Source organism: Luteibacter sp. Sphag1AF (assembly GCF_014192715.1).
In the GTDB taxonomy this organism is placed as follows: Bacteria; Pseudomonadota; Gammaproteobacteria; order Xanthomonadales; family Rhodanobacteraceae; genus Luteibacter.
On the sequence record NZ_JACHYH010000007.1, the window covers coordinates 38,885 to 62,272 of the forward strand.

Annotated in this window: 22 protein-coding genes; 10 read left to right on the top strand and 12 right to left on the bottom strand. The window is 62.8% G+C overall.

All coding sequences use genetic code 11. The annotated features are described in order from the left end of the window. Positions 1-5: 5 nt before the first annotated feature. The gene (locus FHW69_RS15575) at positions 6-1,268 is read right to left on the bottom strand and encodes a gamma-glutamyl-gamma-aminobutyrate hydrolase family protein (protein WP_183424020.1); all 1,263 of its coding nucleotides are present in this window, start codon (positions 1,266-1,268) and stop codon (positions 6-8) included. A gap of 242 nt (positions 1,269-1,510) precedes the next feature. Between FHW69_RS15575 and FHW69_RS15580 the strand changes: the two genes are divergently transcribed. Beyond that, a complete protein-coding gene (locus FHW69_RS15580; protein ID WP_183424021.1) occupies positions 1,511-1,780 on the top strand; it encodes a hypothetical protein in 270 nt (89 codons plus the stop codon). A gap of 84 nt (positions 1,781-1,864) precedes the next feature. Further along, on the top strand, positions 1,865-2,362 hold the full coding sequence (locus FHW69_RS15585) for a hypothetical protein (protein ID WP_183424022.1): 498 nt from the start codon (positions 1,865-1,867) through the stop codon (positions 2,360-2,362). Between the two features lie 36 nt (positions 2,363-2,398). Here FHW69_RS15585 and FHW69_RS15590 read toward each other — a convergent pair whose 3' ends face one another. Beyond that, positions 2,399-3,256, bottom strand: coding sequence for an SDR family oxidoreductase (locus tag FHW69_RS15590; RefSeq protein WP_183424023.1), 858 nt, complete (start codon positions 3,254-3,256; stop codon positions 2,399-2,401). An 82-nt stretch (positions 3,257-3,338) separates the two neighbouring features. Between FHW69_RS15590 and FHW69_RS15595 the strand changes: the two genes are divergently transcribed. Then, positions 3,339-3,734 carry a helix-turn-helix domain-containing protein gene (locus tag FHW69_RS15595; protein WP_183424024.1) on the top strand — a complete coding sequence of 132 codons (396 nt, stop codon included), beginning with the start codon at positions 3,339-3,341 and terminating at the stop codon, positions 3,732-3,734. A 9-nt stretch (positions 3,735-3,743) separates the two neighbouring features. Here the strand turns inward: FHW69_RS15595 and FHW69_RS15600 are convergent, their stop codons facing one another. Further along, entirely contained in the window at positions 3,744-5,066 is a 1,323-nt protein-coding gene (locus FHW69_RS15600; protein WP_255494844.1) for a PLP-dependent aminotransferase family protein, read from the bottom strand. 222 nt (positions 5,067-5,288) lie between these two features. Here FHW69_RS15600 and cyoA point away from each other — a divergent pair, with 222 nt between their 5' ends. From cyoA to cyoD, 4 genes are read left to right on the top strand one after another with little or no spacing between them, the layout of a single operon-like run. Continuing rightward, the gene (gene cyoA / locus FHW69_RS15605; protein WP_183424026.1) at positions 5,289-6,239 is read left to right on the top strand and encodes a ubiquinol oxidase subunit II; all 951 of its coding nucleotides are present in this window, start codon (positions 5,289-5,291) and stop codon (positions 6,237-6,239) included. Between the two features lie 6 nt (positions 6,240-6,245). Further along, positions 6,246-8,222: a cytochrome o ubiquinol oxidase subunit I gene (gene cyoB, locus FHW69_RS15610; RefSeq protein WP_183424027.1), complete on the top strand. Its 1,977-nt coding sequence runs from the start codon at positions 6,246-6,248 to the stop codon at positions 8,220-8,222. 4 nt (positions 8,223-8,226) lie between these two features. Continuing rightward, positions 8,227-8,832, top strand: a complete 606-nt coding sequence (gene cyoC, locus FHW69_RS15615; protein ID WP_183424028.1) for a cytochrome o ubiquinol oxidase subunit III — start codon at positions 8,227-8,229, stop codon at positions 8,830-8,832. 59 nt (positions 8,833-8,891) lie between these two features. Further along, entirely contained in the window at positions 8,892-9,215 is a 324-nt protein-coding gene (cyoD, locus tag FHW69_RS15620; protein WP_255494845.1) for a cytochrome o ubiquinol oxidase subunit IV, read from the top strand. 4 nt (positions 9,216-9,219) lie between these two features. On the opposite strand, the gene FHW69_RS15625 is transcribed toward cyoD, so the two are convergent. Together FHW69_RS15625 and FHW69_RS15630 are read right to left on the bottom strand one after the other, a co-directional pair. Further along, positions 9,220-10,731 (bottom strand): acetyl-CoA hydrolase/transferase family protein, encoded by a 1,512-nt coding sequence (locus FHW69_RS15625; protein WP_183424030.1) that lies wholly within the window; start codon positions 10,729-10,731, stop codon positions 9,220-9,222. 504 nt (positions 10,732-11,235) lie between these two features. After that, positions 11,236-11,646 (bottom strand): helix-turn-helix domain-containing protein, encoded by a 411-nt coding sequence (locus tag FHW69_RS15630; RefSeq protein WP_183424031.1) that lies wholly within the window; start codon positions 11,644-11,646, stop codon positions 11,236-11,238. A 103-nt stretch (positions 11,647-11,749) separates the two neighbouring features. Between FHW69_RS15630 and FHW69_RS15635 the strand changes: the two genes are divergently transcribed. After that, a complete protein-coding gene (locus FHW69_RS15635) occupies positions 11,750-12,871 on the top strand; it encodes an NADH:flavin oxidoreductase (RefSeq protein ID WP_183424032.1) in 1,122 nt (373 codons plus the stop codon). Here FHW69_RS15635 and FHW69_RS15640 read toward each other — a convergent pair whose 3' ends face one another. The 4 genes from FHW69_RS15640 to FHW69_RS15655 all read right to left on the bottom strand — a co-directional run bounded on the left by FHW69_RS15640 (position 12,872) and on the right by FHW69_RS15655 (position 18,405). After that, complete coding sequence (locus FHW69_RS15640; protein ID WP_255494846.1) at positions 12,872-15,796, bottom strand: TonB-dependent receptor; 2,925 nt, start codon at positions 15,794-15,796, stop codon at positions 12,872-12,874. Positions 15,797-15,984: 188 nt separating this feature from the next. Further along, a complete protein-coding gene (locus FHW69_RS15645; protein ID WP_183424033.1) occupies positions 15,985-17,277 on the bottom strand; it encodes a YCF48-related protein in 1,293 nt (430 codons plus the stop codon). Positions 17,278-17,327: 50 nt separating this feature from the next. Continuing rightward, positions 17,328-18,167, bottom strand: coding sequence for an endonuclease/exonuclease/phosphatase family protein (locus tag FHW69_RS15650; protein WP_183424034.1), 840 nt, complete (start codon positions 18,165-18,167; stop codon positions 17,328-17,330). Between the two features lie 79 nt (positions 18,168-18,246). Then, complete coding sequence (locus FHW69_RS15655) at positions 18,247-18,405, bottom strand: hypothetical protein (RefSeq protein ID WP_183424035.1); 159 nt, start codon at positions 18,403-18,405, stop codon at positions 18,247-18,249. Between the two features lie 295 nt (positions 18,406-18,700). Here FHW69_RS15655 and FHW69_RS15660 point away from each other — a divergent pair, with 295 nt between their 5' ends. Then, positions 18,701-19,198 carry a nuclear transport factor 2 family protein gene (locus tag FHW69_RS15660; RefSeq protein ID WP_183424036.1) on the top strand — a complete coding sequence of 166 codons (498 nt, stop codon included), beginning with the start codon at positions 18,701-18,703 and terminating at the stop codon, positions 19,196-19,198. A 3-nt stretch (positions 19,199-19,201) separates the two neighbouring features. On the opposite strand, the gene FHW69_RS15665 is transcribed toward FHW69_RS15660, so the two are convergent. Both FHW69_RS15665 and FHW69_RS15670 read right to left on the bottom strand, forming a co-directional pair. Next, on the bottom strand, positions 19,202-19,540 hold the full coding sequence (locus FHW69_RS15665) for a hypothetical protein (protein ID WP_183424037.1): 339 nt from the start codon (positions 19,538-19,540) through the stop codon (positions 19,202-19,204). A 78-nt stretch (positions 19,541-19,618) separates the two neighbouring features. Next, on the bottom strand, positions 19,619-20,434 hold the full coding sequence (locus tag FHW69_RS15670) for a class III extradiol ring-cleavage dioxygenase (protein WP_183424038.1): 816 nt from the start codon (positions 20,432-20,434) through the stop codon (positions 19,619-19,621). Between the two features lie 206 nt (positions 20,435-20,640). Between FHW69_RS15670 and FHW69_RS15675 the strand changes: the two genes are divergently transcribed. Continuing rightward, positions 20,641-22,020: an FAD-containing oxidoreductase gene (locus tag FHW69_RS15675; RefSeq protein WP_183424039.1), complete on the top strand. Its 1,380-nt coding sequence runs from the start codon at positions 20,641-20,643 to the stop codon at positions 22,018-22,020. Here the strand turns inward: FHW69_RS15675 and FHW69_RS15680 are convergent. Continuing rightward, complete coding sequence (locus tag FHW69_RS15680; protein ID WP_183424040.1) at positions 22,017-23,144, bottom strand: sterol desaturase family protein; 1,128 nt, start codon at positions 23,142-23,144, stop codon at positions 22,017-22,019. The two genes, FHW69_RS15675 and FHW69_RS15680, sit on opposite strands and share 4 nt — an antisense overlap. Positions 23,145-23,388 lie beyond the last annotated feature (244 nt).

Here is a 23,388-nt window from a genome sequence, read left to right on the forward strand (position 1 = left end):
TCGCCTTAAAGGCGAGCGTTTCGCCGTGCGGTCATGAACGCCGCGTTCTGTTTCAGGCGCGTGGGAAGCAATCGGGCTGATCCGACCCACTTGCTGAAGTCTGCGGTCATTTCCCGGCGGGCTTCATAGGCGTCACCTGCTTTGGCCATCCAGTTCAACAAGCGGCCGTTGGCCTGGTGTTCCACGGAAGAGAAGCCGCGATCGTAGGCTTCCGGATGCCACTGGATGCCCATCACGGGCGCGCCGTGGCTGCTTTCAAATGCTTCCACGCTGCTGCGGTGATAAGGCATTGCCTTGCGCAGATACGGCGGATCATGGGGCGTCGGGCCGCGTGCGCTGACCTCAAGCAGGGGCCGCGAGGGAAAGCCCACGCGCGGCACGCCGCTCAACTGTCCGGGCCTGGATTCCTCGGCTACCGCCCAGTGCGCCGAGTTGACGTGCGAGGGCGTGGTGCCGGCATCGTCGCGGAAGGCGTGATGGACCATCGTGCCGGGCATGACATCCACAGCGTGCGTGGACGCCACTTTGGCCACTGCACCCTTGCTGGTGAGGTAAGGCATCTGTCGTGTCTGGTGCGTGTTCGTTTCCACGCCGCGCGTGCTTCCACCAAATGATTCCAGCACCCGCCAGGAGCCGCCGCATACCGCGAGCACCGGTCGCCCGGTAAGGCGCGCCTGGCTCATCAGAAACGTTTCATGGCGGTCGCGGCGAGCCTGCCTTTTCACGGCATCGCCCTTGGGCGTGTGGCTTGCGTTGCGCGGTGTTTCCGAGGCCAGACCATGGTTGCCCCCGGCAATGAACAGCAAGCCGTGTCCCACGCCGGTCGTGGCGCCGGGCGTGTCGCGTTCACCGGGCAGGCGTCCGGAGAATTGCTTGGCCTTTTCCTGGCCCGGGGCCGTCACCACGGGCTTCACGCTCTTGCGATGACTGGCCAGTGTGTTCCGGCCTGTCGCCGTGCGCAGGGTGTAGTGGTCCCAGAATGCGCCCGAGCCTCGCCCGTCTTCACGATGGGAGATGGTGATGGGCTGCACTTCCACCGGATGGCGCGCCTGCAATGTGCGCGAGACCTGCCGGCTGACCTGCGCCTGCTCGACGGGCGAGCGGGCAGATTCGCGTGTCCGACCCCCTGCGTGGATGAAACCGGGGGTGCCGTACGGGCCGGCAACAATGCCTCCGCGTGCAAGCACCTCGCGCGGCGAGATGCGCTGGGGACGTTTGACGAAGCCCAACCGGCCCTGCTGGGGGTTTTCAAACTTTCGGTGACCCATGACCACCCCGCAGAGGTTGCTGGAAACGCCAGCCGCAAGTGGGCAGCTTATGCCAAATGCGCCACACAATGGCGCTTGTGCCGGAGGTTTGCCAATTCTGCGGAGTAGCGTGCCCACGTGCGTGCGACGCTTCGCATTGTGGCCAGATTGTCCCCTCATGGCCTTTCGCCTCCGGCCCATTTCTGGGTTAATGATTCACGGCTGATCCTCAGCCAGCGCCGGACGCGAAGGAATCGCATCGAATGAATAAGCCAGCACATGTTTTCTGGACGGCAACCGTCGGACTCGTCGTCTTCGCCACGCCGTATCTGGCCATGCGCAGCGCGAGCGCCTGGCATCAGGGATACACCTGGGCCGAAATGGACTGGAACCGGAACGGCGTGACCTCGCCGGTGGAGTTTCTGTCAGCCAGCGATATCGGACGGCGGCGGGTTACGTCCGGCAGCGTTGTGTGCACGGAATACTATGCCTACAAGGACGGCGACGCCGTGCGCCTGGATTGCCCGCGCTGAGGCTTTTTCCACGACGCAGCAAGGTTGTGGCTGCGCGCGGGCATCGGTCAGAATGCATGGCATGAAAGGGACATCAGGAAGGTCATGCTTCAGCTTCTGAAAGATGCCTGGCTCGGCTCGGAGCCTGTTCGCTTTGAAAGCGGCTACAACCTTGCTGCCTCGGTGGCCCGTCTGAAGGCGGCGACCAGCGAATCCATCGCGTGGAATCAGTCGCGTCCCGCGGGGCGGGTGACCAATTTCAGCGTGGAGCTGCATCGGGAGATCCCGCTGGCGCGCAACTCGTTCAAGACGGTTTTTCAAGGTCAGTTTCAGCAGGTCGGTGGCCGCACCGTGCTGACGGGACGCTTTGGCCTGCACTGGCTGGCCAAGGTGTTCATGCTGTTCTGGGTAGCGATGACGGCCGCTGGCGTGATCGTGCTGATCGACATGGAGCGCGCCGCCATCGTTTCATTTGGCGCCATGCTGTTTGGTATCGCACTGATGTGCGCCGGCTTGTGGTTCGCGCGCCATGACGCGCGCTGGCTGACCGGCGTCATCGGTCATGCGCTGTCTGTCAACGGCGTCGGCAACCCGTCACGCTGATGAGCGGGAGCGGGGCAACCCCACTCCCGCGCGCCCTCAGGCTTTGACGGCGGCTTTCACCGTGTCGACGTACGGCGTGGTCGGACGGCCAATCAGCTTGCTCAACGTCCTGCTGTCATCGAACAGGGCGCCCTTGGCGGCGGCCGCATCGGAGTCCGAAAGCAGCGCAGCGACCGGCTCGGGCAGGCCCGCGCCTTCCAGTGCTTTCTTGAACTCCGCTTCGGACATATCGACGTACGGCACCGGCTTGCCCGCCGCCTTTTCGATGGCGGCGGCAAATTCGGTCAGCGTATATGCCTCGTCGCCGGCCAGTTCATAGATCGTGCCGCTGGGGATATCGCGCGTCAGCACGATGGCCGCGGCGTCGGCGTAGTCGGCACGTGCAGCCGAGGAGATCTTGCCGTTGCCCGCGCCGCCGATGAACGCGTTGTGGGCCAGGGCCGGCGGAATGCTGGCCGCGTAGTTTTCGGTGTACCAGCCGTTGCGCAACACCACCCAGGACAACCCGGACGCAGCCAGCGCGGCTTCGGTATCGCGGTGGTCAGCGGCGAGGCCGAGCTTCGAGGTATCGGCATGCAGCACGCTGGTATAGATGACCTGGGCCACGCCCGCCGCCGAGGCGGCCTTGATCACGGCACGGTGCTGGGCGTCGCGCTTGCCCAGCTCACTGGAGGAAATCAGCAGCACCTTGTCGCCGGCACGGAAGGCCTGGGCAAGGGTCTCGGGGCGGCCGTAATCCGCCTCGCGAAGGGTGACGCCAAGGGCTTCAAGGTCGGCCGCTTTGGCGCGGCTGCGCACAAGGGCAACGATATCGGCAGCGGGGGTGGTGCGCAGGAGAGAGGCGATCACGAGGCGGCCAAGCTGGCCGGTGGCACCGGTAACGACGAGGGACATGGGAAGCACTCCGTGGTGGAAAGAAGTACAGGTTAGGCCTTAAACTAACCTTTGGTAAGTACGTACAAAAAGGTAAGTACCCATGAAGCCCAAGATTCCTGTCCCGGAAACGCTGACCGACCAACTGCGCCGGGGCGCCCTGATGGCGACCGAATGTCCCTCAAGGGATGTGCTCAAGCACGTGACGAGCCGCTGGGGCATGTTGTCGTTGATCGTGCTTCTGGACGGTACGCATCGCTTCAGCGAACTGCGCCGCAAAATCGGCGGTGTCAGTGAAAAGATGCTGGCCCAGTCGCTTCAGGCGCTGGAAGGCGATGGCTTCATCCTGCGCAAGTCGCTGCCGGTTGTGCCGCCGCATGTGGAATACAGCCTCACGCCGCTGGGCGTGGAAGTTGCCGTGCAGGTGCGTCAACTAGGCGACTGGATCGAGCTGAATCTGTCGCGGGTGCTTCAGGCGCACGTGCAGCGCGCGGCGTAATTCACCCGATCAGATGATCACGTCACCGTGATCCGGGCCGCGCTCGATGAGTGCGGCCAGTCGCTTCAGCGCGGCACCCAGGCGCGCCCGCTGCGCGACGCCACCCAGCGAGATGCGGATGGCATTGGGCGCGTGTGCGCCCGCACGAAACGCCTCGGACGAACGCACGGCCAGACCTTCAGCGCGCGCATCGCGCGCCAGATCCATGGACGTCCAGTGATCGGGCAGGGCGTGCCATATATGGATGCCGTGGCCGATGGCCAGGTCCCTCGTGCGCAGCGCGCGCGCCGCCATTTCCTGCCGCGCCGCGCATTCCGCGCGAATGTCCGCCAGCAATTGCGCCGCCGTGCCATCGTGAATCCATTGGGTTGCCACGGAGGTCATCAGTGGCGTGGACATCAGCGTGACCGAGCGCAGCGCGTGCAGAAACCGCTGCTGGCCCGTTGCATCCGGTGACACCACATACGCGGTGCGCAGGCCGGGCGTGAGGCACTTGGACAGTGTGCCGATGTAATGCACGTTATCCGGTGCAAGAGCCGCCAGTGGCGGCGGAGGCTCCGGAGCCAGCAGGCTGTACGGGTCGTCTTCCACGATGGGAATGTGGCAACGCCTTGCCACTTCCACGATGGCTTGCCTGCGGGTGGCGGGCATGGTTGTCGCCACAGGATTTTGCAGCGCAGGATTGAGGTACAGCAGACGCACGCCGTCACGCTGGCAGGCATCGCCCAGTGCTTCGGGGCACATGCCATCCGCGTCGACGTGCACAGCGACCACGCGACGTCCCAGTTGCCGCACGGCGGCCATGATGCCCGGATACACCAGCGGCTCCATGGCTACCGCGTCACCAGGCAGCGTGTGCGCAAGCACCAGCGCGGCCAGCGCCGCCTGTGAGCCGGGGCAGGTCACGATGCGTGATGCCGGCACGTTGCCGAGTAACGGTTTGAGCCATAACGCCCCGGCACGACGGTCGGCATCGCTGCCACCGCCGGGGTGATAGGTCATCAGCAAGGCGGGGTCGGCGTGGGTGAGCACCTGGCCGATGCCCTGCCGCAGCAGTGCGGCGAAGTCCACGTGTTCGGGCATCGGCGGGATGTTCATGCCGAGGTCGATCAATTGCGCCAGATCGAACTGTGCCGCTGCCACAAACGTACCCAGTGCGCCGCGCGCGATCAGCAGCTTGCGTGCTTTCGCTTCGTCGTACGCGCGGGTAATCGTGGTGAGGTCAACACCGAGCACCCTGGCCAGATGGCGTTGCGCGGGCATGCGGTCGCCTGTGCGCAGGCTCCCTTCGGCCACGGCGCTTTCGATCCCCTGGACAATGCGCAGGTACATCGGGCCTTTTCCATGTACGGCCAGGGTGGTCCAGTCGGGCGTTTGACTGAGGGGCTCCGGGGCCTTCGTGTGCGTCACTTTGTCGCCGATGTATGGGGAATGTCGACGCCTAGTATGCGCCTGAATTCTCCCCCGCCCATGCATCGCGTCCCCATGCCGCAGCCTGGACACACCAGGCGGCAGGCATCGCTATGCAGAGGCAATCGCAAGTCAGGTGTTCTCATGTCCGATTCAACGGTCGCCGCTCTGCGGCCACCGCACAGCAGATGGCGCCGCGTTCCCGCTGTGCTCGCCCTGGGTTTGCTCAGCGGATGCAAGATGGTGCTGTTTGATCCGCGTGGCGATATCGGTGCGCAGGAAAAGCACCTGATTCTCGTGTCGCTGGGGTTGATGCTGGCCGTGGTCATTCCGGTCATCGCACTCACGCTGTACTTCTTCTGGCGCTATCGGGAGACCAATACCGAAGCGACGTACTCACCGGACTGGGCGCATTCCACGCGCATCGAAGTGGTGGTGTGGGCCATCCCGTGCGTGATCGTGGCGTTTCTCGCCGTGCTCATCTGGCGCACCACGCATTCGCTGGACCCATACCGCCCCATCGAATCGACCCAGGCACCCGTGCGCGTGGATGTGGTCGCGCTGAACTGGAAGTGGCTGTTCATCTATCCGGACTACGGCATCGCCACCGTGAACCAGCTGACGCTGCCGGTGAATACGCCCGTGAATTTCCGGCTGACTGCCGACTCGATCATGAATTCGTTCTTCATCCCGCAGTTGGGCAGTCAGGTGTATGCCATGGCCGGCATGCAGACGAAGCTGCACCTCATCTCCGACCACGAAGGCGTGTATGACGGCCGCTCCGCGGCATACAGCGGCTCGGGCTTCTCGGACATGCACTTCAAGACCACGGTGACCTCGCGCGGCGCCTTCGATGCGTGGGTGACGCAGGTGCGCGCTGAACAAAACATGCTGGACAAGCCCGCGTATCGCACGCTCGCCCAGCCCGAAACGCCTGGGCAGCCGGCCATCTACGCCAACGTGGACCCCACGCTCTTCGACAGTGTCGTCAATCAGTACATGCAGCCCACCGGTCTCGGTGACATGTGTGGGCCGCAAGCGCGCCCGACGGCGGGCGCGATGTCCATGCAAAGCATGAAAGCCAGCGCGGAGTAACCTGCCATGTTCGGAAAGCTCACTCTTCAAGCCATCCCGTACCACGAACCCATCATCATGGGCACGCTCGTGGTGGTTCTGCTGGGCGGCGCGGCGCTGCTCGGTGCCATCACGTATTACGGCAAGTGGACGTATCTGTGGAAAGAGTGGCTGACCTCGGTCGACCACAAGCGCATCGGCGTGATGTACATCATCCTGGCACTGGTGATGCTGCTGCGTGGCTTTGCGGACGCGCTGATGATGCGCGCCCAGCAGGCGATAGCGGCCAATGGCGCGGAAGGCTATCTGCCGCCACACCACTATGACCAGATCTTTACCGCTCACGGCGTGATCATGATCTTCTTCGTGGCCACGCCGCTGATTCTTGGCCTGATGAACGTGATCGTGCCGCTACAGATCGGCGCGCGCGATGTTGCCTTTCCCTTCGTCAACTCACTGAGCTTCTGGTTGTCTGCCGTGGGTGCGGTGCTGGTGATGATGTCGATGTTCGTGGGTGACTTCGCCGCCACGGGCTGGGTTGCGTATCCACCGCTTTCCGAACTGGGGTACAGCCCGACGGTGGGCGTTGACTACTACATCTGGTCATTGCAGATATCAGGCCTGGGTACGTTGCTGACCGGCATCAATCTCGTAGTCACGATTCTGCGCATGCGTGCTCCCGGCATGACGCTGATGAAGATGCCTGTGTTCACCTGGACCGCGCTTATCACCAACATCCTGATTGTTGCGGTGTTCCCTGTGCTTACCGCGACGCTGGCGCTGCTGACGGCCGACCGCTATCTGGACATGCACTTCTTTACCAATGAGCTTGGCGGCAACGCCATGATGTACATCAACCTCATCTGGGTCTGGGGTCATCCGGAGGTCTACATCCTCATTCTTCCGTGCTTTGGTGCGTTTTCCGAAATCATCGCCACGTTCTCGGGCAAGCCGTTGTTCGGCTACAAGTCGATGGTGTATGCCACCTCGTCCATCGGCCTGCTGTCGTTCTTCGTGTGGCTGCACCACTTCTTCACCATGGGCTCGGGCGCCAACGTCAACGCGTTCTTCGGCATCATGACCTCGATCATCTCCATTCCGACCGGAGTGAAGCTGTTCAACTGGCTTTTCACGATGTATCAGGGACGCATCCGCTATCACTCTTCCACGCTGTGGACCATCGGCTTCATGGTCACGTTCGCTATCGGCGGCATGACCGGCGTATTGCTGGCAGTGCCGGGTGCGGATTTCGTACTGCACAACAGCCTGTTCCTGGTCGCCCATTTCCATAACGTGATCATCGGCGGCGTGCTGTTTGGATGCCTCGCGGCCATCACGTTCTGGTTCCCGAAGGTGTTCGGTTTCACGCTCAACGAGTTCTGGGGCAAGGTGTCGTTCTGGTGCTGGCTGGTGGGCTTCTATCTGGCCTTCATGCCGCTGTACGTGCTTGGCCTGGATGGCATGACGCGACGCATGAATCACTATCAGGACCCGAGATGGCAGCCCTGGCTGATCGTGGCGCTGTGCGGCGCACTGACCATCGCAGCGGGCATCCTGGCCATGTTCATCCAGTTCTACGTCAGCATCCGTGACCGCGATGCGCACCGTGACACGACGGGCGATCCGTGGAATGGCCGCAGTCTGGAGTGGGCCACGGCGTCACCTGCACCGTTCTACAACTTCGCTCACGTGCCCGCGATCACTTCGCTGGAGCAGCATTGGGACGACAAGCGGGAAGGGCGTGCGTACGTGCAGCCTGCTGACTACGAAGACATTCACATGCCGAAGAACACGGGCGCGGGATTCATCGTGTCGATGTTCGGTCTGGTGTTGTGCTTTGCGCTGGTCTGGCACATCTGGCCGCTGGCGATCATTTCGCTGATCGGTGTGGTGGGCACGTTCATTGCGCGGACCTACGACCGCCATGTGGACTACTACGTACCGGCTGCCGAGGTGGAACGGATCGAAAACGCGCGCTACGCGCAGCTCACTGAGGTGGCCTGAAGCCATGACTGTCACAACTGTGGAACACGTCGCCGCGCATCACGACGGGCACGAGGCGGGAAGTCTCACGACGGTGGGCTTCTGGATTTACCTGATGAGCGACTGCCTCATCTTCGCGGTGCTTTTTGCCACATTCGGTGTGCTGGCGGGCAATACGGCGGGCGGGCCTGGCGGCAGGGAGTTGTTCGAGCTGCCCTTCGTGCTGGGCGAAACGCTGCTGCTGCTCGTCAGCAGTTTCACGTTCGGCGCGGCCATGCTGAACCTGCACGCAGGGCGGCGCGCGGGCGTCATCCGCTGGCTTATGGTCACCTTTGTGATCGGCGCGGCGTTCATCGGCATGGAGGTGTATGAGTTTGCCAAGCTCATTCATGAGGGGGCGACGCCCGGCACCAGCGCATTCCTGTCGGCGTATTTCACGCTGGTGGGCACGCATGGCCTGCATGTGGCCTGCGGATTGCTGTGGATTGTGGTGATGGTGCACCAGTTGCTGCGCTTCGGGCTGGACGACATCGCGCGTCGCCGGCTCGCCTGCCTGAGCCTGTTCTGGCATTTCCTGGACCTGATCTGGATCTGCGTCTTTACCTTCGTCTATCTGCGCGAGTTTGTCTGATGACCGGCAACCATCCTCCTGTTCCTTCGCCGCATGCGGCGGACGCCTCGCATGGAAGCATGCGCAGTTATGCCATCGGTTTCGCGATATCGCTGGCGCTGACGCTGGGATCGTTTGGCACGGTGATGAGCGGCGTCGTGCCGCCGCATCTTCGTCTGGGCGTGCTGGTGTTGCTGGCGGTCGTGCAGCTGGTCGTTCAGCTGATCTATTTCCTGCACATGGGTACGGCGAAATCGCAGCGCGAAAACACGGCCATTTTCCTGTGCACGGGCCTCTTGATCGCCATCATCGTGGCCGGATCGTTGTGGGTGATGCACAACGCCAATGTGAACATGATGCCCGGGCACGGCATGAGCGTGCCTCAGGCGATGTCACACGAGTAGGGCGTCACAGACGCATCGACCCGGTTTCAAGATAACGCGCGTGCCACGACAGCGCCTCGTTGAGCAGCACCGGCGCATGCTTGCCGTAGGAGGTGTCGTTGGCACGGCGGAAATAATCAGCCAGCGCCGGGCGGTAATCCGGATGCGCGCAGTTGTTGATGATGACGTTCGCGCGCTGCTTCGGCGACAGGCCGCGAAGGTCGGCCAGGCCTTGCTCGGTAACGATGATCTGCACATCCTGCGGAATGTGGTCAACATGCGGGACCTGCGGCACGATGGCTGAAATGGCTCCGTTCTTCGCGACGGACGGCGTCATGAATACCGAGATATAGGCATTGCGTGCGAAGTCGCCCGAGCCACCGATGCCGTTCTGAATGTACGACCCCATGATGTGCGTGGAATTGACCGAGCCGTAGATGTCCGCCTCGATCAGGCCATTCATCGCGATGCAGCCCAGGCGGCGGATCACCTCCGGATGATTGCTGATCTCCTGCGGGCGCAGGATCATCTTGTCGCGATAGCGCGGCATGTTGTCGTTGAGTCGGGCGGCAGCATCCGGGCTCAACGAGAACGCCGTGGCTGAAGCCATGCGCAGCTTGCCCGAATCCAGCAGGCTCAGCATGCCGTCCTGGATGACCTCGGTATAGGAGGTCATGGATTCAAACGGGCTGTTGACCAGACCCTCAAGCACAGCGTTGGCGATATTGCCCACGCCCGACTGCAACGGAAGCAGCGACGGCGGCAGGCGGCCCTTCTTTACCTCATGGGTGAAGAATTCCAGCAGATGCCCTGCGATATCGCGCGCGCAATGGTCCGGTGCGGCGAAAGGCAGGTTGCGGTCGGGGCCATCGGTTTCCACGATGGCCAGGATCTTGTCCGGGTCACAGTTGAAGTACGCCTGCCCGATGCGGTCGTCCGGGCGGGTGATCTGGATGGGTTTGCGATCCGGCGGCAAGGCCGTGCCGTAGTAGACATCGTGCATGCCTTCCAGCGATGCACTCTGCCACCGGTTCACCTCAAGAATCACGCCCTTCGCGCGATCAAGCCATGTCTTGTTGTTGCCCACCGAAGACGACGGAATCAGCGAGCCATCTTCGCGGATGCCGGAGATTTCCACGACGGCAATGTCCAGCTCGCCGAGAAAGCCTTCCCACGCCATCGGCGCGACCTGGCTCAGGTGCATGTCGACGTATTCCATCTCGCCGTTGTTGATCTTCTTGCGCGCGATGGGATCGGAGTTGTACGGAAGGCGCAGCTCGATGCCATCGACCCGCGCCAGTTCGCCGTCCAGCTCCGGACCCGTGGAGGCGCCGGTCCACACACGAACGCGCATCGGATGCCCCGCGTCACGCTCGCGCCCGATACGGGCAGCCAGAGCGGTGGGAACAGCCTTGGGATAGCCGGAGCCTGTGAAGCCGCTCATGCCGACGATCATGCCGTGGCGAATAAAGGCAGCGGCGTCGTCGGCGCTCATCACCTTTGCGGCGAGCGCAGCGTTGGCGATACGGCCGCTCATACGAATGCGGCCCGGGCGCGACGTCCCGTGGTGTTGAAGGGACGACGCAAACCACACAACCGGATACTGACGTTCACTTGAGGTAACCCATAGCGACCAAGGCAGCCGCTTAGCCACATAAGATTAGCGCGCGTGTTCGTGTTGCGAAAGTCGTTTGTAGAAATCAGGCATACATGGCATCTGATGTGATGCAGCGCGTGCTGATGTTTCCTTTTGAATTGCCGGAAAATGCCTTGTTTTACGGCACATCATTCAATGGATGGCTCATGATGTTGGCCAGGCATGACAGATGAATTAATTGCGAAGAGCAATTATTCCAGGCGTTCTGCGCGCATGCACGCGTGAGCATGCATGAGCAGGTTTGTTCTGTGCGCAGGCGGGGCATGGATCGGGACGGGTGTGCTTGCCGCGCCATCGCCTATGCATGCCCGCATGCAGGCGGATGACGGGGCCACTTGTGTGGACGTTGCGTGGGCACCTATCTCGCGCACTGGCTGCGGTCATCTACCCCGAATGGCGCTCATCAAATGCCTGACGCGCACGTTCCACTTCCGGCAGATGCAGAAAGGTCCACTCGTACAGCGCGCGGAATGGTTGATCCAGCGATTTGCCCAGCGCCGTGACCTGATATTCCACCGCGATGGGCGAGACGGGAATGACGTGACGGGAGACGATGCCGTTGCGCTCAAGCCGGCGCAGCGTCTGGGTGAGGGCCTTTTGGGTAATGCCTTCGAGGCGGCGCTTGATCATGTTGAAGCGCAGCGGTCCTTCCTTGAGCACTGCCAGCACCAGCACCGACCACTTGTCGGCAATCTGGTCCAGCAGGAGGCGGCTCGGGCAATCGGCCAGGGTCAGCACGTCTTTGGGACAGATGCCTTTTCCGTACGTGTTGGCGTTTTCGGGCTGCACGCTCATGGGGCGGTTTCCTCGGGGCTACCTGGTCGCATTCTAGTGCGTTATTGACGCTTGGTATACGAATGATACCTTGAGATGATCTCAAGACTCTGGATATCCCGTCATGGCAGCAGAAAACCTCGACGTTCTTTTCCGCCCGTTCCAGCTCAAATCACTGAGCCTGAAGAACCGCGTTGTGATGGCTCCGATGACGCGCGCCTTCGCGCCCGAAGGCGTGCCCAATGCCCAGATCGCCGCCTATTACCGCCGTCGTGCGGAAGGCGAGGTCGGCCTGATTTTGTCCGAAGGCACCGTGATTGACCGTCCGGCATCGCGCAACGATCCGGGCATTCCGTTTTTCCACGGCGCCCCGGCGCTGGACGGCTGGAAGCACGTGATCGACGCGGTGCATGCGGCGGGCGGCAAGATGGGGCCGCAGCTGTGGCATACCGGTTCCACGACGAATCCGCGTACTGAATGGGTTCCGGATGCGCCGGTGGAAAGTCCGTCGGGCCTGGTCGCCCCGGGTCAGCCGCGTGGCGTGGCCATGAGTGACGAGGCTATTGCCGATACCGTCGCTGCTTTCGGTCGCGCCGCAGCCGACGCGAAGCGTCTTGGCTTCGATACGCTGGAAATTCATGGGGCCCACGGCTATCTGATCGACCAGTTCTTCTGGGAAGGCACCAACGAACGCCCCGATCATTTCGGTGGCGCCACCATCCGTGAACGGGCGCGTTTTGCCGCCGAGGTCGTCAAGGCAGCGCGTGCAGCCGTGGGCCCGGATTTCCCCCTGATTCTGCGGGTCAGTCAGTGGAAGCAGCAGGATTACAAGGTTCGCCTGGCGCACACGCCCGATGGCCTGGCCGAGTGGCTGCTGCCGCTGGTGGAAGCGGGCGTGGATATCCTGCATTGCTCGCAGCGTCGCTTCTGGGAGCCTGAATTCGCGGAGATCGACGGCGAAGAGGGTCTCAACTTCGCCGGTTGGGCGAAGAAGGTCACGGGCGCGGCAACCATCAGCGTGGGTTCGGTTGGCCTTTCCGGCGACTTCATGGCGGCGTTTGGCGGCCAGTCGTCCGAGGTCACGGATCTTGAGAAGCTGGTGGCCCGGATGGAGCGCAACGAATTCGACCTGATTGCCGTGGGTCGCGCGTTGCTGACCGATCCGCAGTGGGTTCGCAAGGTCCGCGCGGACGACCGTGAAAGCCTGAAGGGTTTCACGGCCGCCGCGTTTGCCGAGCTGTCCTGATTACATGCGGTAGTTCAGGCCCAGCATGACGGTACGGCCGAAGGTGTCGTATTCCAGTGGACGCGACACCTTCACGCCATTGGGCAGTCCCGAAATCTGCACCGTCTTGGCCGGGCTGTTGGTGAGGTTGTTGACCTGCAACAGCACCGACAACCCGTTCCACTGGCCGTGTTCAATGGCATAACCCAGCTGGAAGTCGGTCTGTTTGTCGGCTTCCACCTTGGTGTAACCCAGTTGGTCGAACAGCGCGACGGCTTCACCGGTGAACGACGAGCGATAACGTTCGGCAACGCGTACCGACCAGCCGTACTTTTCGTAGTACACAGCCAGGTTGGCCACCTTGCGCGACAGCCCCGGCAACGTCGACGGACTACCAGGAATGGTGGACACCGCGCTGACGGGAAGGCTGCTGTTGGTCAGCGAGAAGTTGGCCTGGACACCGAAGCCGTCCAGCGGACGCGCGATCAGGCCGCCCTCCAGCGCACCGGACAATTCCAGGCCCTGCATGCGTCCGCCGTTGCCGTTTTGCGGACGGGTGAATGAGCCGTATTTGCTGTTCGGCACGAGCGTCGGCGTGTCGTTGGTGTACTTGGAGAAGTCGTAGTCCAGCGTCGTCTCGTTGTAGATGTAGTTCAGCAGGTTCTTGTTGAACACGGCTGCCGCCACGTAACTGGACTGACCGAAATACTTCTCCCACGACAGATCGGTGCCCACGGCCACATATGGCTTCAGGTGCGGATTGCCGCCGCTGCCCGACCAGAGATTCTGACCAGCAGCAGGGCCGTCGGTGACGCGCGCCACGCTGGCGGAGGTCGCAACCTTTTCATCGTCGATACGGCCTCGTGCCATGGACTTGGCCAGACCAAAGCGCAGGTACTGCTTGTCGCCAATTTCCGCGGCGAGGTTGAGGCTGGGCAGTACGTTGTTGTACTTCACGCCATCGTTGATCTGCCCGACGAGCGTGTCGCCATTGGTCTGCAAAGCCTGGGACGACTGGTCCGTGCGAACGAACTGGACACCCATGTTGCCGCGCAAGGGAATGCTGCCCAGCATGGTGTCGATGTTGAACTTCACGTATGCCACGGGCACTTTTTCACGGACGGTGTAGTTGCGACTCCAGTCGCCTTCGCGGTTTTGCGGGGTAAGGTAGAACTGACTGTTCAGTGCACTGAGGACGTCGTAGTTGATGATGCCCGGAATGCCGCCGTAGCTGAGCGACGTGGGGCCGCGCAGGAACGCCGGGTTGATCGGCGTGGCGAACAGGGGGTTGTACGTGTTGTCCGAGCCATTGCCATTGAGCCAGGCGAAATAGACGTCTGCCTGCTTGGTCTTGGTGCGCTCGGAGTAGTTGGCGCCAAACGTCATGGAGCTGAAGATCCATCCCAGCGGGTGGGTCGCTTCCAGGCGGATGGCCTTGATGGTGTCTTTCTGCGCGTCGAACTCTTCGCGACCGTTGTAACCGTAGTTGTTCGGGTCCGTGAACATGATGGTCGAAGGATCAGCGAAGTTCACGCCCGGGCGGAAGTCCGGATAGCCGTCGCCCGTGGGCGTGTTGAAATCCGCATCGGCAAGCGTGCCGCCCGGAAGACCGCTGAACAGGTAGGCGTCGCGCAGGCGCTTGCGTGCGCTGGAATAAGACAGGTCGGCGGTGGCCTGCCATCCGTTGCCGAAGTCGTACTGGTTGTTCCAGCCAGCCGAGAACAGCTTGTCGCGTTCGCGGGTGTATTCGTTCTGAAGAATGGGCTTCAGGCCCGAGACCGTGCCGCTGGTGACGATGGGATAGGGCAGCGACGGGGTCACGCCCACGTTGCTGTACGACACGTTGTCGTACGGGCTGCTGGACCACTGTGCGCCGTTGGTATAGGTCTTCTGGTTGAACGTGGAGTAGTACAGATCCAGCGTGGAGTGGTAACTGTCGCCAGGCGCCCACTCCAGCACGGTCATCAGGCCGTTGCGCAGCTGGGTTTCCGACTTGGCGCGCAACTGCATGCCTTCCTGCGACAGCACATTGTCCGGCATGCCGGGAGTGTGCGCCCCACCCCAGTTCTGATCAATGCCAGCGGAGCCATTGTCGACGCTCCACCACCACGCCTGGTACTGCTTTTCCTGCACAGGCGAATCCAGCTGCGCGAAGCCGATGGCGACGCCGAGCGTGTGATCCAGAAACTGGTCGATATAGGAGAAGCTGGCACGGTGGCCGGTATCGCCCACGCCCGTTTTCGGGTTGAGGTTGCCGTTGGAGTTGTATTCGCCGCGGATGTTGGCGGCCAGCGCGCGGGTGGGCAGGTCCAGCGGCTTGATCGTGTGCAGATCCACGGTGCCTGAAAGGCCCTGGCCGATCAGCGATGCGTCCGGCGTCTTGTAGACGGCGGCGCCACTGATGAGTTCGGACGGGTACTGGTCGTATTCCACGCCACGGTTTTCACCGATGGTGGCCTGCTCGCGTCCGTTGAGCGTGGTTCCTGCGAAATCGGGCGACAGGCCGCGGATGGAAATCACATTGGCGCGGCCATCCACGCGCTGCGTGGCAAGGCCGGGCAGGCGCGCCAGGCTTTCAGCGATGCTGGCATCGGGCAGCTTGCCGATGTCTTCGGCAGAGATGGCCTCGATGATGTTGTCCGCGTTCTGCTTGGCCTTCAGCGCGTTCTGGATGCTGCCACGGATGCCGGTGACGACCACGGCATCGAGCTGGCTGACCTGGTCTTCCGACTTGGGCCTGGCGTTTTTTGTGGCATTCCTGGTGGCGGCTTTGGCGGGCGGTTTGGCCGCGTCCGGGGCGGGAGTGTCCTGCGGTGGCTGGTTGTCCTGCGCCATCACCGTGCTGGCACCCAGCATGGTCAAGGCGGCAGCACAGGCAAGAGCCAGGCGATGCGGTCGTGCGATAGCGCGCGCGACCTGAGTCCGCGGCATGCGGCGTTGCTTCATGCAATTCCCCGTCGTTGAGATGTACAGCCCCTGGGCACGTCAGGGAGGCATCCGACGGCAGATCGGCCGGCTGTCCCTGTGAGCCGGCGGAAGGATGAGGCGCGGTCACCTCACTGTCATCATGCGTCGCAGCATGTTGCGCCCGAGGGAGACGGGGTTCACGAAAACGGCGTGAATTCCCGCGCATTTCACGAGCGGGGAGGGATGTTCCAGTTCATCAGCAGCGGCGAACTGCCCAGCATGCCCGGCGTGGTCTTCCCTTCGGCAAAGCTGCCGACGCCCACGGCCCAGGCTTTGTCCTTGCCGAGCGTGAGGCCCCACAGTTCGATGCCGGTGAGCTTGCCGTGCGAGGCCTCCACCACGTTCATCCACAGCTGCCAGCGATGACCGCCGTCCACGGTGGTGAAGATCAGGCCGTCACGGGTGATGAACCAGCCATGGTCCTGATCGCGCATGCGCAGCCGGGTCAGGGCCAGGGCTTCGTTGTCGTCCAGCTTTTTGGGCACATCGACAGCGGCTGCCTGCCACTGCTTGCCGCCATCCCACGTGCACCACACCTTGTAGCCGCCGCCGATACAGCCATGCTGGTCGCTGGCAAAATCCACGCCCATCAGGTGCACGTCGGTCTTGTCCAGCGACACGGGCAACCAGGTGCTGCCGCCGTCGTTGCTGCGAAGCACGGTGCCCAGGCTGCCCACCGTCCATGCGGTATGGGGATCGGAGAAGGACACCTGCTGGAGCGCGACGTTCTCTGGCGCGTTGCTCAATGCCACGCGGCTCCAGTGTTTGCCGCCATCGTTGGTGCGCAGGATGGCCGCTTCGACCGTGTCGCGCACACCGGCCTGGCCCACCACCAGGCCAATGGCCTCATCGCCGAAGGCGGCGTGATAACTCTTGGCGCGGCTGTCACCGCCGAGGCGCATCTCGCGCAACTGCGGGTCTTTGTAGTCGGCGAAGGTGGCGTTGAAGGCTTCCCAGTGGTCGCCGTGATCCTGGGTGCGCAGGATCGCGCCTTCGTCACCCACCGTGAACGCGCGGGTGCCGTTGACCACGGCGATGCCATTGAGCGTGTTGGCGTAAGGCATGTGGGTCATCACATGCCATGGGCCTGCGTCGCGCGTGGCGACCACCAGGCCTGGGCCGCCCACTGCGATGATGCGGCCGCCCGGGTTTTCCACCACGTCGTTGAAGAACGCGTTCTTCCCCGGCAGGCCCATGGCCACGGCTTCATGCGTCCCGTCTTTCAGCGGCAGGTCCACCGCCTTCACGGAAGCGACTTCGTACTCGTTCGGGTTGAGGCCGTCGGAAAGATCGACACAGTGATTGCCGTGGGGCGTGCCATCGCATCGCGGATACGCGGGCTGCTGGTTTGACGCCGACGGCCCGGCTGGCGCGGTGGCGGCTGGTGCGGCAGCGTCGTGCGGGCCGCAGGCAGCGAGGCTGAATCCGCACAGCAGCGGGAAGAGCCAGCGAGTGGTCATCGAGGTGTCCTGTCCGTATGAGCAGGCGGGCATCGTATACCGACTGGGTGTCAAAGCTCGAAGGTGGCCTGCACCGGGAAGTGATCGGACGGATAGCGGCCATCACGCGACATCGTGACGGTCGACACCCGGGTGGCCTTTGCGCCGCGATAAAGAATCCAGTCGATGCGATGGTCGGGGTTGCCGGTGAAGTTGTGGAACGTGGCTTCCGGCCCTTCCTTCGTGCTGGCGGCAAGGCGGGCGTCTTTCAGTACCGAGGTGAGCAGGCGATGGGCTTCGCTTTCGGGACCGGTGTTGAAGTCGCCCGTGACGAACACGGGGATGTCTTTGGGCAGCCGGGCAATACGCGCGAGAATTTCCTGCGCACAGCGGGTGCGAGCCTCTTCGTCGTTGTCGCGATAGGGCAGGTGGGTGTCCATGAGATAGAAACGCTTGCCGTCGGACAGCCGCTCGAACAGCGCCCAGTTGACCATGCGCGGATAGATGTTTCCCCAGGTCATGCTGCCCGGTACGTCCGGTGTGTCTGAAAGCCAGTAATCGCCCGACTCCACCACTTTCAGGCGGTCGTGGCGATAAAAGATGCCCATGTGTTCGTCTTTGTGCGTGCCGAAGCGGTCACGACCGAACCAGGTGTACTCGGGGAGCTTTGCGACTGTTTCGTCACCCTGTGCCTGTGACAGCTCCTGCGTACCGATGACGTCCGGATGCATGTGGGCGATGGTGTCGGCGAAAAGCTGTGCGCGCATTTCCCAACGATTCGGACCATCGGGTCCGTTGATCGTGCGCACATTGAATGTCATGACGTTCAGTGCTTCGGCCGCCTGAATGGCGGGAGCCATGATGGCCGCCGTGAGAGCCGCAAGCAGGGGAAGTCGCTTGAAAATCGTCATATCCAGAGCCGCCGGAGAAATGGGGCTTTGGACTATAGCGATCCCTGCTTGCGGATGTCATCGGGTTGACACATCACGATCAGCCTTCCGCAGCCACGACAACCGGCGCCGGTGCGGTGTGCGTCGTAGCGACGCGCGGTGCTTCGGGGTGCGACGTCAGCATGGCGCCGAAGGTCAGCAGGCAGGTCAGCAGGCAGGCGGCGAAGAGACCCTGGAGGAGGATGGTTTCAGATTTCATGGCAGTGCTCCGTAACGTTGTGTTGAGGGCTTGTGCCAGAGGTGTTGCAAGGCCGATGCCAACGTTGCGAAGTAGCCACAAGCCCGTGTTTTAGCCATTTTTTTTGCGGTGAACGCGATGCGTCATGTGTCCGCGGACGGTTGCTGCGTGTCCGGACACGGACGGACGCAGGATGTCCGGACGGCATGCGTTACGGCATACGCATTACGCGACGCGATCTGGTGACCTGTGGCACATGGTGGTTGGGTGTGACATGCGGTGTAGTCAGCGTCACCTACGTGACGTGAGTGCAACGATGCGCGTGAAACGATTCACACCCGGCGTTCTTGTTGTAGCCGCGCTCGCCATGGGTATCGGCAGTTCCGCGATGGCACAGTCAAGAGCCGCCACGCCCGAGGCCGCTGCAAAAGCTTACTTCGCGGCAGAGGCTGCGTTCGATGTACCCGCGCTGGAGCGTGTGCTTGCGCCGGGCTTCGTGGAGATAAGTCCACGCGGCGAAGTCGATGAGCGTGCTGCCGTCATTTCGTTCTATGCGCCGGACAAGAAAGTTGCTTATCCACCCATCGAGTTCGGTGCATTCAACACGCGCATGTCGGGCAACATCGCCTTTCTCACGACCAGCATGGCGCTGACCGCAGGTGGTCGCGAACGGCACATGACGGTGGGGCTCACTGTGCAGAAAGGAATCGGTGGCTGGGTGCTCGTATCGGCGCAATACACACCGATTCCGCCGCCTCCTGCACCGCCCGCTCCACTGGCGCCTCCGGCACCACCCGCGCCAGTGAAGCGGTAAGACTCAGGCCAGCTCGCGCAGCTTCGCCAGAAACTGCGCGGCGCTAGTCAGCGAACGGCACATGCTTTCCAGTCGTTCGGCGGGCACCGAGATCACGGCCAGTTCCTCGCGGTGCAGATGGATGCTGGCCTGGGCACGGCTCCAGTCCAGCTCCAGTTCGTTCGGTGCCGGTATGCGCGCCGGTACATCGTCGTTGGTGATGCGCTGCACTTCGCGGAAGAAGTGCAGGTGCACGAAGCCGTCGTCGGTGGGGCCGGTGATGTGCAGGCCCGTGGCTACGCCTGACGTGAAATGGGACGGGCGCACATGAAGAACGCTCTTCGTCGAAGGCTTGTCGGTCACCGGCTTTCCCCGCCCCTGATAAAGGCCGGATCATAGTCGAAGGGCGGCGCGTGAAATGCTAACCGCTTGGCGTAATGACTACGCCGCCGGCAGCGTGCCGAACTCGTAGGACGCCATGGCCACTTTCATGGCGTGATCCACAAACACGCGGCGGCCCACGTCCTGGCCTGCGGCACCGGCCACGACCATCAGGGGAACGAGATGGTCTTCACGAGGATGGGCCAGGCGCGCGGCCGGCGCATCTTCCCAATGCACGAGCATCCGGTTGCGGACGCTGGCATCGGGTTGTTCGATGGCGCGGTTGAGATAGTCCTCGAAGGCCTGGGCAACGGAAGTGGACTCGTCGCGGCCGAAGCCACGCATGTTGTGATACGTGAGGCCGCTGCCGATGATGAGCACGCCTTCGTCGCGCAGGGGTGCGAGCATCGCTCCCACGCGCAGGTGTTCTTCCGGGTCGTAACCGGACTTCATCGACAGCATCACCACCGGCACGTCGGCTTCCGGGTACATGAGCCACAGCGGCACGAAGGTGCCGTGATCGAAACCGCGTCGCGGGTCCTGTCCGGCGGTGATGCCATGGCTGGCCAGCAATTCGGTCACACGCGCGGCCAGTTCAGGCGAGCCCGGAGCGCTGTATTTCAGTTGATAGGTATGCGCGGGGAAGCCGGAGTAGTCGTATTCCATGCCGGGATGCCGGGCCGTGGACACCGTGAACTCGCGCTCTTCCCAATGACCCGTGATGACCAGCGCCGCCCTGGGCCGGGCTGGCAGTTGCGCGGGCAGCGCGGCGAGCTCGCGCGCTGTTTGGGCGAAGATGTCTTTCATGCCATCCACCCACGGCCACGGGCCGCCGCCATGGGAAATGAAGAAGACGGGTTGGCGGAGCGTGGTCATGAGGCGTTGTCCATGTGAAAGCGTGGCGAGCCACGGTTGATCCTCAAGATATCGACCCGCTGCCGGCTTCACCAGCCGCGTGAGGGAAACGATGTGTATGGCGTGCGCAACAACAGATCCTTCAGGCGGATAATCCGGTGATCGCTCACACTGGCGCCATTGCCACAGGAGAACGTCATGACTCACCTTCGTGCCATGGGTGCCGCATGAAACGGCGCTTTGATGCGGTCATCGTGGGCGCAGGCCAGGCGGGCCCCGCGCTGGCGGCGCGGTTGACCAAAGCAGGGCAGTCGGTTGCGTTGATCGAGCGCCACCTGGTCGGCGGCACCTGCGTGAATACCGGCTGCAAGCCGACTAAAACGCTGGTGGCCAGCGCCTACGCGGCGCACATGGCGCGACGCGCTGCGGAGTACGGCGTCATCACCGGCGAGGTGTCCATCGACATGCCTACCATTGCGGCCCGCGCACGCAAGGTGATTCTGGATTCGCGACACGGCAACGAAGCGTGGCTGGAAGGCATGCATGGACTGACATTCATTCGCGGTCATGCGCGCTTCGTGGCGCCGCGTGTACTTGCCGTGGGCGATGACACAGTCGAAGGCGACCGCGTGTTCATCAACGTGGGTGGCCGCGCCCGCATCCCGGATCTGCCCGGCGTGCACGATGTACCGTATCTGACCAACAGCACGATCATTCCGCTGGAGTCGGTGCCTGCGCATCTGGTGATCGTGGGCGGCAGTTACATCGGCCTTGAGTTTGCGCAGATGTACCGGCGATTCGGCGCGCAGGTAACCGTGGTGGAGCAGGGCCCCTCCCTGATTTCGCGGGAAGATCCGGACGTGTCGGCAGCGGTCGAAGAGATTCTGAAAGCCGAAGGTATCGCCATTCGCACCGACGCCTGCTGCATCCGGCTTGCGAAACACGGCGACGGCGTCAGCGTGGGCGTGGATTGCCGCGACGGATCACCCGAGGTGGTGGGCAGTCATGTGCTGCTGGCCGTGGGCAGGCGCCCGAACACGGATGATCTGGGTCTGGATGTCGCGGGCATCCGGACGGACGGGCGTGGCTACATCGAGGTCGATTCAGGCCTGCAAACCAGCGTCGAGGGGGTCTGGGCGCTGGGCGACTGCAACGGCCGTGGCGCGTTCACTCATACCGCATGGAACGACTACGAAATCGTGGCGGCGAATCTCCTGGACGGTCAATCACGCCGGGTGGAAGATCGCGTGCCCGGTTACGCGCTGTATATCGACCCGCCGCTGGGTCGCGCGGGTCTGACCGAAACGCAGGCGAGGGCGGCAGGGCATGCCATAGAGATGGCGACGCGGCCCATGACGCGGGTGGGTCGGGCCGTGGAGAAGGCCGAAACGCAGGGCTTCATGAAACTGGTGGTGGATGCCGGTAGCCAGCGCATTCTTGGCGCGTCGATTCTGGGTACCGGCGGGGACGAAGCGATTCACGGCATCCTCGACCTGATGAACGCGGATCAGCCCGTGTCGATGCTGAAGTGGGCGGTGCCGATCCACCCCACGGTGTCCGAACTGCTGCCGACGCTGGCCGGCGACGTCAGGCCCGTGCGCGATTAACTGCGCTCGGGCGTCGCTTCGGCCAGCACCGCATCTTCCACGGGCTCCGCGACAGGCGCCGTGTCGGCGACTGGCTGGCGGGGCTGGGTAATGTGGTGAGCGAGGGCATGCAGGTCCAGTTGATCCACGGGAATGGGGCGGTAGTCGGGTCCGAAGCCCACCTCGCCCAGCCGCCATCCGGCCCGCGAAGTCACGGCGCCCCAGAAGCGCCGCAGCGCCGACCAGTGCAGGCCGATGAGGCCATAGTTGTTGTCCACATCGACCATCGGGTCGCCCACGCCCGTGGGGCGTACCGGCTCGCCGTACAGGGCAGTGCCGAAGAGCACGTCCCAGACGGAGAACACCTGGCCAAAATTGCAGTTGTGCAGGTTCGGACGCTCCGGGTCCACCAGCATGTGATGCAGGCGGTGGAAGGTCGGCGCCACGAACACGCGGTCAAACACGGGCCCGAAGCGGATGCGGACATTGGCATGCGAGAAGTTCTGCACCAGCTCGCCCAGCAGCATCAGCCATGCGAACTCTGCCGGTGCCACGCCAATCAGCAGGCCAACGACGGCCAGCACCATCGACTGGAGAAAGCCGTCCACCAGGCTGCCGCGGTCGTTGGTCCAGCAGCTCATCTGGCGCTGGCTGTGATGCATGCTGTGCAGTGCCCACCACCACGGCAGCGCGTGTTGCAGGCGGTGCATCCAGTAGTACACCAGGTCGTAAATGACGTAGTAAACGAGGAACAGTGCCAGCGGATGTCCGTTCAGCGCGGGAATCCAGCGGGTGATGCTGAGCAGCGAATCATCGCCCGTGCTGTCGCCACCGCCACCGAAATAGTTGTTGAACGGCGTCAGCACCAGATAGGTGAACATCGGGAAGATGCCCAGCAGCATCAGCAACGTGTACTGGTAGTCCACGCGGGTGAGCTTGCGGTCGGTCCACTTCTCCGCCGGGATGATGCTTTCCAGCGGGCGGAACAGAAATCCGATGATGGCCACCTGAAGTACCGAGATCAGCACGGCCTCGGAAATTTCGTCCGGGTTACCCGCCAGGCCGTTCAGATGCAGCGCCGTCAGAAGGGGAATGACAGCGTGGCTGCTGAACCAGTCGACCAGGTGAGACCAGAATTCAAACATCGTGCGGGGCCATCTTCTTCGCTTCGGAACATCCGCAACATGATACCGCCGGCTTTCGCTGACCTTTCCACGCAAAAGGCATGTCGTCACCACGTAAGTAAATGCGAATGACAGCCCGCTATTCGCACAAACGTGTCAGTTGTTACGAATGATTGAAATATTTGAGCTCAAGGCCTTCAGGCGGTGCCCACCCTGCCGATAGTCACGGAACCCTCTCCGTTGCTACAGGCTTTGCCGTACCGTC

What these genes read in the sequence shown, in the direction of transcription:
- FHW69_RS15575 (WP_183424020.1), bottom strand. Translation starts at nt 1,268, where the DNA reads ATGGGTCACCGAAAGTTTGAAAACCCCCAGCAGGGCCGGTTGGGCTTC.
- FHW69_RS15580 (WP_183424021.1), top strand. Translation starts at nt 1,511, where the DNA reads ATGAATAAGCCAGCACATGTTTTCTGGACGGCAACCGTCGGACTCGTC.
- FHW69_RS15585 (WP_183424022.1), top strand. Translation starts at nt 1,865, where the DNA reads ATGCTTCAGCTTCTGAAAGATGCCTGGCTCGGCTCGGAGCCTGTTCGC.
- FHW69_RS15590 (WP_183424023.1), bottom strand. Translation starts at nt 3,256, where the DNA reads ATGTCCCTCGTCGTTACCGGTGCCACCGGCCAGCTTGGCCGCCTCGTG.
- FHW69_RS15595 (WP_183424024.1), top strand. Translation starts at nt 3,339, where the DNA reads ATGAAGCCCAAGATTCCTGTCCCGGAAACGCTGACCGACCAACTGCGC.
- FHW69_RS15600 (WP_255494844.1), bottom strand. Translation starts at nt 5,066, where the DNA reads ATGTACCTGCGCATTGTCCAGGGGATCGAAAGCGCCGTGGCCGAAGGG.
- cyoA (WP_183424026.1), top strand. Translation starts at nt 5,289, where the DNA reads ATGTCCGATTCAACGGTCGCCGCTCTGCGGCCACCGCACAGCAGATGG.
- cyoB (WP_183424027.1), top strand. Translation starts at nt 6,246, where the DNA reads ATGTTCGGAAAGCTCACTCTTCAAGCCATCCCGTACCACGAACCCATC.
- cyoC (WP_183424028.1), top strand. Translation starts at nt 8,227, where the DNA reads ATGACTGTCACAACTGTGGAACACGTCGCCGCGCATCACGACGGGCAC.
- cyoD (WP_255494845.1), top strand. Translation starts at nt 8,892, where the DNA reads ATGCGCAGTTATGCCATCGGTTTCGCGATATCGCTGGCGCTGACGCTG.
- FHW69_RS15625 (WP_183424030.1), bottom strand. Translation starts at nt 10,731, where the DNA reads ATGAGCGGCCGTATCGCCAACGCTGCGCTCGCCGCAAAGGTGATGAGC.
- FHW69_RS15630 (WP_183424031.1), bottom strand. Translation starts at nt 11,646, where the DNA reads ATGAGCGTGCAGCCCGAAAACGCCAACACGTACGGAAAAGGCATCTGT.
- FHW69_RS15635 (WP_183424032.1), top strand. Translation starts at nt 11,750, where the DNA reads ATGGCAGCAGAAAACCTCGACGTTCTTTTCCGCCCGTTCCAGCTCAAA.
- FHW69_RS15640 (WP_255494846.1), bottom strand. Translation starts at nt 15,796, where the DNA reads ATGAAGCAACGCCGCATGCCGCGGACTCAGGTCGCGCGCGCTATCGCA.
- FHW69_RS15645 (WP_183424033.1), bottom strand. Translation starts at nt 17,277, where the DNA reads ATGACCACTCGCTGGCTCTTCCCGCTGCTGTGCGGATTCAGCCTCGCT.
- FHW69_RS15650 (WP_183424034.1), bottom strand. Translation starts at nt 18,167, where the DNA reads ATGACGATTTTCAAGCGACTTCCCCTGCTTGCGGCTCTCACGGCGGCC.
- FHW69_RS15655 (WP_183424035.1), bottom strand. Translation starts at nt 18,405, where the DNA reads ATGAAATCTGAAACCATCCTCCTCCAGGGTCTCTTCGCCGCCTGCCTG.
- FHW69_RS15660 (WP_183424036.1), top strand. Translation starts at nt 18,701, where the DNA reads ATGCGCGTGAAACGATTCACACCCGGCGTTCTTGTTGTAGCCGCGCTC.
- FHW69_RS15670 (WP_183424038.1), bottom strand. Translation starts at nt 20,434, where the DNA reads ATGACCACGCTCCGCCAACCCGTCTTCTTCATTTCCCATGGCGGCGGC.
- FHW69_RS15675 (WP_183424039.1), top strand. Translation starts at nt 20,641, where the DNA reads ATGAAACGGCGCTTTGATGCGGTCATCGTGGGCGCAGGCCAGGCGGGC.
- FHW69_RS15680 (WP_183424040.1), bottom strand. Translation starts at nt 23,144, where the DNA reads ATGTTTGAATTCTGGTCTCACCTGGTCGACTGGTTCAGCAGCCACGCT.